The organism is Phycisphaerales bacterium (assembly GCA_035627955.1).
Lineage (GTDB): Bacteria > Planctomycetota > Phycisphaerae > Phycisphaerales > UBA1924 > JAEYTB01.
In genome coordinates this window covers 182,986-195,165 of record DASPKU010000012.1, presented here as the reverse complement: position 1 = coordinate 195,165, position 12,180 = coordinate 182,986, and the positions used below count along the sequence as shown (strand labels likewise).

At 64.7% G+C, this 12,180-nt stretch carries 6 protein-coding genes; all 6 read right to left on the bottom strand.

The features are described from left to right. Positions 1–45: 45 nt before the first annotated feature. The 6 genes from VD997_10620 to rpoB all read right to left on the bottom strand — a co-directional run bounded on the left by VD997_10620 (position 46) and on the right by rpoB (position 12,158). Complete coding sequence (locus tag VD997_10620; protein ID HYE62440.1) at positions 46–705, bottom strand: fibronectin type III domain-containing protein; 660 nt, start codon at positions 703–705, stop codon at positions 46–48. Positions 706–1,255: 550 nt separating this feature from the next. Next, the gene (locus VD997_10615; GenBank protein ID HYE62439.1) at positions 1,256–3,073 is read right to left on the bottom strand and encodes an NACHT domain-containing protein; all 1,818 of its coding nucleotides are present in this window, start codon (positions 3,071–3,073) and stop codon (positions 1,256–1,258) included. A 186-nt stretch (positions 3,074–3,259) separates the two neighbouring features. Further along, a complete protein-coding gene (gene rpoC, locus VD997_10610; GenBank protein ID HYE62438.1) occupies positions 3,260–7,645 on the bottom strand; it encodes a DNA-directed RNA polymerase subunit beta' in 4,386 nt (1,461 codons plus the stop codon). Between the two features lie 50 nt (positions 7,646–7,695). Then, on the bottom strand, positions 7,696–7,950 hold the full coding sequence (locus VD997_10605) for a hypothetical protein (protein ID HYE62437.1): 255 nt from the start codon (positions 7,948–7,950) through the stop codon (positions 7,696–7,698). After that, on the bottom strand, positions 7,950–8,105 hold the full coding sequence (locus tag VD997_10600) for a hypothetical protein (protein ID HYE62436.1): 156 nt from the start codon (positions 8,103–8,105) through the stop codon (positions 7,950–7,952). The genes VD997_10605 and VD997_10600 overlap by 1 nt, the downstream gene beginning before the upstream one ends. Before the next feature lie 237 nt (positions 8,106–8,342). Beyond that, entirely contained in the window at positions 8,343–12,158 is a 3,816-nt protein-coding gene (gene rpoB, locus VD997_10595; GenBank protein HYE62435.1) for a DNA-directed RNA polymerase subunit beta, read from the bottom strand. Positions 12,159–12,180 lie beyond the last annotated feature (22 nt).

Sequence of the window (12,180 nt, the reverse complement as noted above, 5' to 3'; positions counted from 1 at the left end):
CCTGGTGTTCTTCGTGGGCGCTGTGTTTCGAGTCTCCTGTGGGTGTCACGCCGCCAGCCTGGCCTCGCCCGCGGTTTCCCCGCCGGCCGTGAGCGCCCCCGCCCCCAGCTGCACCGTGAAGGGCGCGCACACCGGGCCCAGCACGTCGACGCGGCGGGCCTGCACGGTGTACTGCACGGTTCCCACGCCGGCGGGCAGGGTGCCGTCGCGGAAGTGTTTACGGCCCGCGAGCGCGACCTGCGTGAACGGGCCCCAGCCGCCGTCGGCACTCGGCAGCCGCCGCAGGACCTGGTAGATCGTGCCGTGGGCGTTGGCGGGGTTCTTGCACTTCCACTGGATCGTCAGCGAGCCGTCGGTGTTGAGCGTGGCGCGGAGGTGCGTGCACGGCCCCGGCGCGGCCATCACGCCCGGGGTGTTGGGCGGGGTCAGCATCGCGGCCTGGTACAGCTCCATCGGGTCCGCCGCGTTCGCGGCGTTGAGGTCGATCAGCGTCACCGTCTCGGTCATCACACGGTTCAGTTCGCGCATACGGGTCGCGGCGAGCGAGGCCGCCGTCTTCCACGCCTGCTTCGCGGCGGTGGCCTGCGCGAGGGCGTCCTGCGCGTTCACCACGGCCTGCTCGTAGCTGGCGAGCTGCTGCGGGCTGAGCCCGAGCAACGCCGCGTGCTGCTGGAAGGGCTCGACGTGCTGGCCCGCGAAGTTCACGGCGGCGGAGCGGGGGAGCGGATGATGCGCTGGATAGGCATGATGGAGACAGCATCGGCGTGAGGGGTGGGGGGGTTGAGCGGACTCTGCCGTTTTTGACACGTTTGGGCCGCCGACGCCCCCGGACGCATCCCCACACCACCGCAACCGCACAGGATCGGCCTGGAACGCGGCCCAAAGCCCGCGGAACCGCCCGCCCCGCGTGCCCGACGCCGCGGATTCCGCACCGATTCCCCCGCCCCGCATACGCCGCGGCGGCGTTTCCGTACGCGGTCCCGCGCAGTCCTTACGCGACCGCCCCCGCCACGTAAGGAACGCGCGGGATTCCGTACGCGATCCCCCAGAACTCTTACGGAAATAGTGCCGTCGCGTAACGAACGCGGGACGTGTCGTACCGGACGGGTGGCGTGGCGTAACGGAGCCGTGCCACCACCATTCGGCTCTGCGAATGGTGGTGCCCCCGCGGCGGCCCACGTCCAATCATCACCTTTCGCAGAGCCGAAAGGTGGTGGTACGAGGGTGATGCCACCTGCCGGGGAAGTGACGCCTTTTATGAAAAGAGCTCGTCGAGTGAAACAGATCGCTCTTTGTGTTCACGGCGCATGTCATCAAGGATCCGGAGCAAAAGATCCATGGCCTCTGTCGAATGGTGAAACCTCACGCCCGCAAGTTCGCGGATAATCTCACGATTGCCCTCGAAGTCTGCCGCGTCTATCTCAAGATTGCCGTTATCATCGTGCCGTCGAGCCAGAATCCCACGTGAGACTTCGTCCGCGTTTCGCTTCCCAAAGGTTTCCTTGATCTTCTCCCACTCCGCCTTCCGGTAGTGGGTGGAAACGAAGTCAAAGATTGGAGCCTCGGGCTGCTTGGCGGTATGGAGCAGTAATGCGCCCCTGTTCACAGTATTGACGATCGTGAGTCGCTGGGCCCAGAATGAGGTGAACGCTACCAAACGGTCGTCGCCGGACTTCCCCTTCAGGGACTCCTCCAACTCCGACAGCTTTGGGATTAGTAGCTCTCGCTCGACGAGAGCCTTGTCCATCTCCCACATCAACTGAAGCACCTGGTCCGCGCGCGACGAATTCTTCACGACGCGTTCGATGAGTTTGCCGCGCTGATCAGGTGAGGCTCGCAACAGAAAACGAGCGGCGTAGTATTCCTGGAAGGACCGGTGGGTATAACTAATGTGCAGTCCATCGCGGTTCAGGATGCACAGTGCTCGGACTAAGTCCTCCAGACACTTCGACCGATCGCCGGGGACTCGGGCCACCTTCAGTGCAAACGCTAGCGTTTCATCCACCTCTTGAAGGGTCAAGGTCGTTTTCGCGTCCCAGTAGGTCTTGAATGCGAATGCCTCAAGCATCGCCACGAAATCGTCCTTCTCGAGGTTTGAACTCAGCGTGCGCTTGTACCCGTCTTTCAGAGCGTCGTGACGGTTCCAAAGCGTCTCGAAAACCTGCGAGTAGAACAGATGCATGCGTGAGGGCACGCTCGCGTTATGCGAGTACGTAATCAGCATGATTGTTAGAAGCAGCGGGTTCGAAAGGAACGACTGATGAGTCTGCCAAAGGGTGGACTCAATGTCCGCGAGGAACCGGATCTTGGTGCCCTCGTCGTATTCGATCCTTGCGATAAGGGTGCGGACCTTCTCTAGCGATAGCGGTAGCACGGTCACACTGCTAAACCCCACCCATCCGATGAACCGGTCATCAGGGCGCGACGTGACGAGGATCGGCAAGGCTGGATTCTCGTTGGCAAGCCTCTGGATCGCAGTCGAAACCGCATCCTGTTTCTCGAGGTTCACCTCGTCAAACCCATCTAGCAGCAGCACGAACTGTCCCTTCTCAAATGCTCGTTTGATTGCACCGGGGGCCAAGTTGAGGGATGGAAGCGACAGTTCGGCCTCGATCAGCGATTCCAGCGTTTGTCCATTTGGGTTGACGCCCTTCAGTTCGATGAAGAGTGGAACGTGATTGGTGGTCTTGGCAAAGTCGACGAACAGATGGCGCAAGAGGGTGGACTTGCCCATTCCGGCCATGCCGACGATGACGCAGTGCTTCGCTCTGCTCAGCAGTGAAACGGCGCCGACGTTCTTGAGCACGTCGTCATTGCGAAACTGCAGGTCCTGGGGGACATAGAAGTTGTAGATGAACTGTGGCGCGTCCCGGTAAAGGAGTGTACGGATCTGACTGCGGCGCTTGAGCTGCTCGTCGAGGTAGCGGGTGAAGGCACTGCCAAGCCTTACGCGAGCTTCGTCGAGTACGCTCTTTCCACCACCCAATAGGGTCTGCCCAAGTCCTTGCGCAGTCCGTGCCACGAGGCTTGCGACTACTTCGTTGATGTCGAGTTGCTGTACCTCGTCTGCCATTGCTGCCCGGTTCTCCGATGCGATTGATCGCCGGGATCATAGCGGCGCGGGATGAGCGACGGACATGCCGGCTAACGAGACCGCGCAGTGCGAAAAGGGCCGCCCTCGTGGTGAGGGCGGCCCTTGGGTTGCTGCTTCGAAGTGCACAGGCGGGACGCCTGTGCCACCGGGACATTCAAGGCACGGTTACTGCGTGCCCGCCGGTGTGCCGCCCATGGCGCCGGTCGATGAAGTGGTTTCGATCTGGGGCACATGCCCATCAGACCTGTCCGCGCCCAGGGCCTCGGCGGCGGCGGCGGCTTCTTCCATCATCTCGGACTCGTCGTCGTAGTCCTCCTCGATGGCGACCAGCGGCTTGACCTTGATCTCCTGGTAGGGGCGGAAGCCCGTGCCCGCGGGGATGAGGTGGCCCAGCAGCACGTTCTCCTTGAGGCCGATGAGGAAGTCGCTGGCGCCCTTGAGGGACGCTTCCGTGAGCACCTTGGTCGTCTCCTGGAACGAGGCGCCCGAGAGGAACGACTCGGACTGGAGCGAGGCCTTGGTGATGCCCAGCAGCAGCGTGCGGCCGGTGGCGGGGCGGGCCCGCTTGGCCTTGGCCCCCTCCTTGCCCGCGGCCTCGGCCTTGGCGTTGGCCTCCTTGATGGTGGCCTTGCTGACCAGTTCGCCGAGCTTGAGGTCGGTGCCGCCCACCTCGGAGACGCGGACCCAGGACTCGATCTCGCGGTTCTTCTGCTTGAAGGTGTACTTGTCGACCACTTCCTGCGGGAGCAGGTCGGTGTCGCCGGGGTTCTCGACCTTCACCTTGCGGATCATCTGGGAGAGGATCAGCTCGATGTGCTTGTCGTTGATGGCCACGCCCTGGGCGCGGTACACGTTCTGCACCTCGTCGAGCATGTAGCTCCAGAGGGCCTCCTCGCCCTTGATCCGCAGAATGTCGTGCGGGACCAGCGGGCCTTCGGTGAGCGGGTCGCCCGCCTGCACGTAGTCGCCGGTGTGCACGAGCAGCTGCTTATCGCTGGGGACGTGGTGGTCCTTCTCGATGCCGGCCTCGGAGACGACCTTGATGGTCATCTTGCCCTTGCGCTTGTCGGAGAAGATCTCGACGCGGCCGGAGATCTCGGCCATGAAGGCCGGGTCGCGGGGCTTGCGGGCCTCGAAGATCTCCGTCACGCGGGGCAGACCACCCACGATGTCCTGCGAACCGCCGCCGGTGCGGGGCTGACGCGCGAGCATGTGGCCGGCCTTGATCTTCTGGCCGTCCTCGACCTCCAGGCGTGCCCGGGCGGGCAGGTAGTGGAAGTCCAGGATGTTGCCCGCCTCGTCGGTGATGTTGATCGCCGGGTGCAGGTCGCCCTTGTGCTCGATGATGACCTTGTCCTTGCGGCCGCCGCCCGCGTCCTCGACGCGGTAGGTCTCCTTCTCGATGATGTCGACGTAGGAAACCACGCCGTCCTTCTCGGCCAGGATGGGCGTGCGGTGCGGGTCCCACTTGACCAGCAGCTGACCCTTCTTGACCTCGTCACCCTCCTTGGCGAACACCCAGGCGCCGTAGGGCACCTTCCACTTCTCGACCTCGCGGCCCTTGGGGTCCATGATCGCGAGCTCGCCGTTGCGCTTGAGCACGACCATGACGTCGTGGCCTTCGTCGTCCTTGGTGGGCACGGCGTGGGCGTCGCGGAGCTCGAGGCGGCCCGCGTTGAGGGCGCGGTACTCGGTGTCCTGCGCGGCGCGCTGGCCGATGCCGCCGGTGTGGAACGTACGCATCGTGAGCTGCGTGCCCGGCTCGCCGATCGACTGGGCGGCGATGATGCCCACCGCCATGCCGGGCTCAACGAGCTTGCCGGTGGACATGTCCATGCCGTAGTCGAGCACGGAGCAGCCGGACTTGGACTCGCTCGTGAGCGGCGAGCGGACGAGCACCGCGTCGATGCCGATCTCCTCGATCTTGGCCGCGGCCTCGGCGGAGATCATCTCGTTCTCTTTGACGATGACCTCGTCGGTGACGGGGTTGACGACCGCGTTGACGGTGACGCGGCCGATGATCTGCTCGCGCAGCGGGACGTCGACCTGCTCGCCCTTGTAGATGGCTCGCTTGAGGACGCCGCGCTTGGAGCCGCAGTCGATCTCGCCGATGATCACCGACTGGGCGATGTCGCACAGCTTGCGGGTGAGGTAGCCCGAGTCCGCCGTCTTGAGGGCGGTGTCCGCCAGGCCCTTGCGGGCGCCGTGGGTGGACGAGAAGTACTCGAGGATGTTGAGGCCCTCGCGGAAGTTGGCGCGGATGGGGGTCTCGATGATCTCGCCCGAGGGCTTGGCCATGAGGCCGCGCATGCCGGCCAGCTGCTGCATCTGGCTGATGTTGCCGCGGGCGCCCGAGTCGGTCATGAGGTACACGGGGTTGAGGTAGCTCTTGCCGGCCTTGGCGTCGGGGGGGAGCTCGTTGCCGTTCTCGTCGCGGCGGTCGTTGCGGAGGGCGGTGACGAGCTTCTTCTGCACCTCTTCGCGGCAGTGCGACCAGATGTCCAGCAGCTGGTTGTAGCGCTCGCGGGCGGTGATGATGCCGCGGTCGTAGTTCTTCTCAACGCGGTCGACCTTCTTCTGGGCCTCGTCGAGCAGCGCCTGCTTCTCGTGGGGGATGCGGAGGTCGGTGATGCCGAAGGAGAGGCCGGCCAGGGTGGCCTGCTTGAACCCCATCTCCTTGAGCTTGTCGAGCAGGTCGATGGTGGGGGCGCGGCCGGCGATCGCGTAGCAGTCGTCGATCACGCGGGCGCAGCCCTTCTTGCCCAGGGCGCAGTTGTAGAAGGGCATGCCCGGGTAGAGCACGTCGGCAAAGAGGGCGCGGCCGGCGGTCGTGACGATGCGGCGGTTGGCCGGCATCGGCTTGATGGCGCCGGTCTGGCTCTCAACGACCGTGTCGAAGCCGTCCACGCGGAGCACGATCTTGTCGTGCGGCCCGATCTGGCGCCGCTCGAGGGCCAGGATGGCCTCCTTGCGGTCCTTGAAGCGGGGCATCTTCTCGACGGCGATCTCGTCGGGGGTCATGAACGTGATGAAGTACACGCCCATGACGATGTCCTGCGAGGCCGAGATGATCGGCTTGCCGTTGGCGGGCGAGAAGATGTTGTGCGTGCTGAGCATCAGCACGTGGGCCTCGGCCTGGGCCTCCACGGAGAGGGGGAGGTGCACGGCCATCTGGTCACCGTCGAAGTCGGCGTTGAAGCCGCCGCACACCAGCGGGTGGATGTGGATGGCGTTGCCTTCCACGAGCACGGGCTCGAAGGCCTGGATGCCCATTCGGTGCAGGGTAGGGGCGCGGTTGAGCAGCACGGGGTGCTGGTAGATGACTTCCTCGAGGATGTCCCACACCGCGGCGTCGCGGCGCTCGAGCATGCGCTTGGCGGACTTGATGGTGTCCGCGAGGCCGTGCTCCTTGAGCTTGCGGATGATGAAGGGCTGGTAGAGCTCGAGGGCGATCTTCTTGGGCAGGCCGCACTGGTTGAGCTTGAGCTCGGGGCCGACGACGATGACCGAGCGGGCGGAGTAGTCCACGCGCTTACCCAGCAGGTTCTCGCGGAAGCGGCCCTGCTTGCCCTTGATCATGTCGGTGAGCGACTTGAGGGGGCGGTTGCTGCTGCCCAGCACGGGGCGGCGGCAGCGGTTGTTGTCGAAGAGCGCGTCCACCGCCTGCTGCAGCATGCGCTTCTCGTTGCGGATGATGACCTCGGGAGCGTTGAGGTCCATCAGCTTCTTGAGGCGGTTGTTGCGGTTGATGATGCGGCGATAGAGGTCGTTGAGGTCGCTGGTCGCGAAGTTGCCGCTCTCGAGCAGGACCAGCGGGCGCAGGTCCGGCGGGATCACGGGGACGACGTCCATGACCAGCCAGGCGGGGTCGTTCTCGCTGCCGCGGATCTGCTCGATGAGCTTGAGGCGCTTGGCGAGGTCCTTGATCTTCTGCTTGGACTTGGTCTGGCTGAGGTCGGTGCGGAGCTGGGCGACCTCGGCGTCGAGGTCGGTCTTCTCGATGAGCTCACGGATGGCGTCTGCGCCCATAAGGGCCTTGAACGCGTTGCCGTACTTGTCCACCGCGTTGCGGTAGTCGTCCTCGGTGAGCATCTGCTTGAACTTGAGCTCGGTGTCGCCGGCGTCGGTGACGACGTAGTCCTGGTAGTAGATGATCTTCTCGAGGTCGCTGGTCTTCATGCCCAGCAGGGTGCCCAGGCGGCTGGGCATGGACTTGAAGAACCAGATGTGGACGGTGGGGGAGGCCAGGTTGATGTGGCCCATGCGCTTGCGGCGCACGCGGGAGTGGGTCACCTTGACGCCGCAGCGGTCGCAGATGATGCCCTTGTACTTGGTGCCGCGGTACTTGCCGCAGGCGCACTCGTAGTCACGCTCGGGCCCGAAGATGCGCTCGCAGAAGAGGCCGTCCTTCTCGGGGCGGTAGGTGCGGTAGTTGATGGTCTCGGGCTTCTTCACCTCGCCGTAGGACCAGGCCCGGATGTCGTTGGGCGACGCCAGGGTGATCTTGACGGCGGAAAAGTCATTGACGCGGTCGTAAACGGTCTCGGCCATACTCGGAAACTCCTCAGGGGAGGTGGGGTATCAGTGTTCAGTGCGGGCGTTCAGTCGGCGGGCAATGCAGGCAGGAGCAGGAGGTGCAGGCCCTTGTGCTTTTGCTCAAGTTCCTGTTCGACCTTGGAAAGGACTTGGACGTAATCCTCGATCTCGACGTTGTCGCGGTCGGGCTCGACCACCAGGTAGATCCAGCCCTCGACGAGCTTGTCGGTGGTGACATTGAGGCGAAAACTGAGGCGGGCCGCGGCGTCATTGAGCCGTTCCTGCACCAGCTTCTTGATGTCCCCGACGGGAGCGACCATCAGCGGTTCCCTCCCAGGATCTGTGTGACGAGGTTCATGTCACGGAGCGCCTCGTGCCCCGTGGCGGGTCCGACGGAGAAGCGGGGCTGGTAGTCGGCGGCGATTCGCCGGACGTACAAGCGGGAGACAGCGCCGGCAACGACCTGCCGCTGCATGGGGCGAAGGCCACTCAGGGTGCTGCGCACAAGGCTCGGAAGTTCGGTGTGGGAGGGGTTGCCCCGCTCACCGAACTGACGGACGCCTTGAGCGTGCAGACGAGCGGTGACATGGCAGTACGCGGCGAAGTAGGCGCGCGAGATGCCTGAGCGGGCAGCCTGCTCACGGATGAGCCGGTTTGCCGCCAGGGCATTCTCGTTCGCCATTTCAGACCACGTCGCCATAGTTCCGCCGCTTTACAGCAGGCTCCCGCCCTCCAGCTTCTTCTTCTCCAGCGTGATGTTCAGGCCCAGGCCCTTGAGCTCGTTGCAGAGCACGTCGAAGGCGACGGGCATGCCCGCCTCGAGCTTGTTGGTGCCCTTGACCATGGACTCGTAGATCTTGGTGCGGCCCTCGACGTCGTCGGACTTGACGGTGAGGAGCTCCTGGAGGATGTAGGCCGCGCCGTACGCCTCGAGCGCCCACACTTCCATTTCACCGAATCGCTGGCCGCCCGTGCGCGCCTTGCCGCCCAGGGGCTGCTGGGTGATGAGGGAGTAGGGGCCGGTGGCGCGGGCGTGGATCTTGTCGTCCACCAGGTGGTGGAGCTTCAGGATGTACATGTAGCCCACGGTGGTCTTCTGGTTGAACGGTTCGCCCGTCCGGCCGTCGAACAGCTGGATCTTGCCGCCCTTGGGCATGCGGGCCAGCAGTTCGCGGTGGTGCGGCCAGGTGCCGGCCTTCTCGTGGTTGGCCAGACGCTCCTCGACGTTCTTGTTCGCCTCGGCCACGGCGTCGTGCACCTGCTGCTCGGTCGCCCCGTCGAACACGGGGGTCACGGCCTGGAAGCCCAGGACCTTCGCGGCCCAGCCCAGGTGCGTCTCCAGGATCTGCCCGACGTTCATACGGCTGGGCACGCCCAGCGGGTTGAGCAGCACCTCGACGGGCGTGCCGTCCTCCATGAACGGCATGTCCTCTTCGGGGACGATGCGGGCGATCACACCCTTGTTGCCGTGGCGGCCGGCCATCTTGTCACCGACGGACAGGGCCCGCTTGGTGGCGAGGTAGACCTTGACCATTTCGAGCACGCCGGTGGGCAGCTCGTCGCCGCGCTTCATGTGAGAGACCTTGCGGTTTTTCTCGGCGCTGATGGCGGTGATGCGGGGCCAGAACTGGCGGTAGAGCTTCTCGGCCGAGTCGCGGGTGTCCTTGCCGCCCTTGGCCCACTTGATGTCGAAGGTGCGGATCTGCTCGAGGATGACCTCGGGGATGTCCGACGCGCCGACCTTCTGGCGGGTGTTGGGGTCGATCATCGGGGTGCCGAGCGCCTCGTTGATCGCGTTCGTCATCTGCTTGAAGAGGGCGATGGCCTTCTGGTCCATCTCCGCTTCGTAGGTGGTGATTTCCTTCTTCAGCTGCTTCTTCTGCTCCTCGTTCATGTGGAGGCGGCGGCTGAACTTGCGGGCGCCGATAACCACGCCCTCAACGCCCGCGGGGACCTCGAGGGAGTCGTTCTTCACGTCCTCGCCGGCGCGGCCGAAGATGGCGTGCAGCAGCTTCTCTTCCGGGGTGAGCTCGGTCTTGCTCTTGGGGCTGACCTTGCCCACCAGGATGTCGCCGGGGCCCACGCGGGCGCCCAGGCGGATGATGCCGCTCTCGTCGAGGTTGCGGAGCATCTTCTCGGAGACGTTGGGGATGTCGCGGGTGAACTCCTCGCGGCCGAGCTTGGTCTCGCGGATCTCGACGTCAAAGGCGTCGATGTGGATCGACGTGAACACGTCGTCCTTCACCAGACGCTCGTTGATGACGATGGCGTCCTCGAAGTTGTACCCGTCGAAGGTGTTGAACGCGACGAGCACGTTCTTGCCAATGGCGAGCTCGCCCATCTTGGTCGAGGCGCCGTCGGCGAGCACCTGGTTCTTCTCGACCTTCTGGTTGAGCTTGACCACCGGGCGCTGGTTGAGGCAGGTGCGCTCGTTGAGGCCCACGAACTTGCGGAGCACGTACTCATCGGCGTTGTCGATGATGATGCGCTCGGAGTCCACGAAGGTGACGGTGCCCGCGTTGCGGGCCTTCACCACCATGCCGCTGTTGTGGCCCACGGCCTTCTCGATGCCGGTCGCCACGCAGGGCGGGTCGACCTTGATGAGCGGCACCGCCTGACGCTGCATGTTGCTACCCATGAGGGCGCGGTTGGCGTCGTCGTGCTCGAGGAAGGGGATGAGCGCGGCCGAGATGCCGACGATCTGCTTGGGGCTGATGTCGAGGTAGTTAACCTCGCCGGAATCAACCTCGGCCAGCTCGCCGTTCACGCGGGCGAGGATGGCGCCCTTCTTGAGCTTGCCGCCCTCTTCGAGCGAGTCGGAGGGGGCGAGGATCGCCTTCATCTCCTCGTCGGCGCGGAGCTGGATGATCTTGCCGGTGGCCTTGCCGTTGCTGACCTCGCGGTAGGGCGTGCGGAGGAAGCCGTACTCGTCGATAGACGAGTAGATGCCCAGCGAGGCGATGAGGCCGATGTTGGTGCCTTCGGGCGTCTCGATGGGGCAGATGCGCCCGTAGTGGGAGATGTGCACGTCGCGGACTTCGAAGCCGGCGCGCTTGCGGTTGAGGCCGCCCGGTCCGAGGGCCGAGAGGCGGCGCTCGTGCACGAGGCTCGAGAGCGGGTTGGTCTGGTCAACGACCTGCGAGAGCTCGGATCGGCCGAAGAAGAAGTCGATGGCGCTGCTAATGGACTTGGTGTTCACCAGGTCGGCGATCTTGGTGAGCTCCTCGGGGTCCTTGACGCTCATGCGCTCCTGCACGGTGCGGCGCAGTTTGAGGAAGCCCTTGCGGAGCTCCTCGACGGCGAGCTCGTCGAGCGTGCGGAGGCGGCGGTTGCCGAGGTGGTCGATGTCGTCGACCATCGCGACGGGGCGGCCGGTCTTGGGGTCCTGGCGACCGCTGCGGAGGTCGAGCAGGTACTGGATCACCCGCAGGAAGTCCTCGCTGCGGATGAACATCATGTCCTCTGGCGTGTTGAGGTCGAACTTCCGGTTGATGCGGAAGCGGCCCACGCGCCCGAGCCGGTAGCGGTTCTCGTCGAAAAACTTCTCGAAGAAGAGGGCCTTGGCCTTCTCCACCTGGGGCGGGTTGCCCGGGCGCAGCTTGGAATAGATCTTCAGCAGGGCCTTCTCGTAGGTGGTGTCGCCGGTCTCGAACTGCTCGAGCTTCTCCTCGGCGATCGTGTTGAGGATCAGCACGTCGCTGGGGTTCTCGATGACCTTCACCTTCTTAAGGCTGCTGGCCATGATGGCGCCCGCGGCCTCGCCGATCTGGCGTCCGACGTGGATCAGCTCCTCGCCGGTGCTGGTGTCGATGATCGACTCCGCGGCCCAGTGCTCGGGCTTGATGTTCTCCACCTTGATGTCGCTGATCTCGTAGAAGAGGCTCAGGATGGCGTCGGTCTCGGCGACGGACTCATCGAGGCAGCGGAGGAAGGTGGTGGCGGCCAGCTTGGTCGACTGGTCGATGCGCATCGCCAGCACGTCCTTCTTGGTCACCTCCAGCTCGATCCAGCTGCCGCGCTCGGGGATGATGCGGGTGGAGTGGAGCGGGCGGTCGGCCTCGGCGGACACGATGGAGAAGTCAACGCCGGGGGAGCGGTGGAGCTGGCTGACGATGACGCGCTCGGCACCGTTCACGATGAACTCGCCGCCGCCCATCATGATGGGGAACTCGCCGAGGTAGATCTGCTCCTCGGGGAGCTCGGGGCGGCCTTCGCGCTTGAGGCGGACGCCGATCCGGAAGGGGCGGCCGTAGGTGAGGCGGAGCTCGCGGCACTCGTCGGAGGTGTACCGGGGCTCCTCCAGGGTGTAGTTGATGTACTCGAGCTTCATCGTCCCGTCGTAGCTTTCGATCGGGAAGACTTCACGGAGCAGGGCCTCCAGGCCGATGGTGGTATCACGCTCGTCCGGCCCCTTGGTGAGCTGGAGGAAGCGCTCGTAGGCGTCGGTCTGGACCTGCGTCAGATCGCCCACGGGGAGCGCGTCGCCGCGCTTGGAAAAGTCACGAACCTTGATATTCGACGTAGACATCACTGCCATCGGGTGCCTCTCG

Bases quoted from the DNA above. Each gene is read 5' to 3' on its own strand.
- VD997_10615 (HYE62439.1), bottom strand. From the start codon at position 3,073: ATGGCAGACGAGGTACAGCAACTCGACATCAACGAAGTAGTCGCAAGC.
- rpoC (HYE62438.1), bottom strand. From the start codon at position 7,645: ATGGCCGAGACCGTTTACGACCGCGTCAATGACTTTTCCGCCGTCAAG.
- rpoB (HYE62435.1), bottom strand. From the start codon at position 12,158: ATGTCTACGTCGAATATCAAGGTTCGTGACTTTTCCAAGCGCGGCGAC.
- VD997_10600 (HYE62436.1), bottom strand. From the start codon at position 8,105: ATGCAGCGGCAGGTCGTTGCCGGCGCTGTCTCCCGCTTGTACGTCCGG.
- VD997_10605 (HYE62437.1), bottom strand. From the start codon at position 7,950: ATGGTCGCTCCCGTCGGGGACATCAAGAAGCTGGTGCAGGAACGGCTC.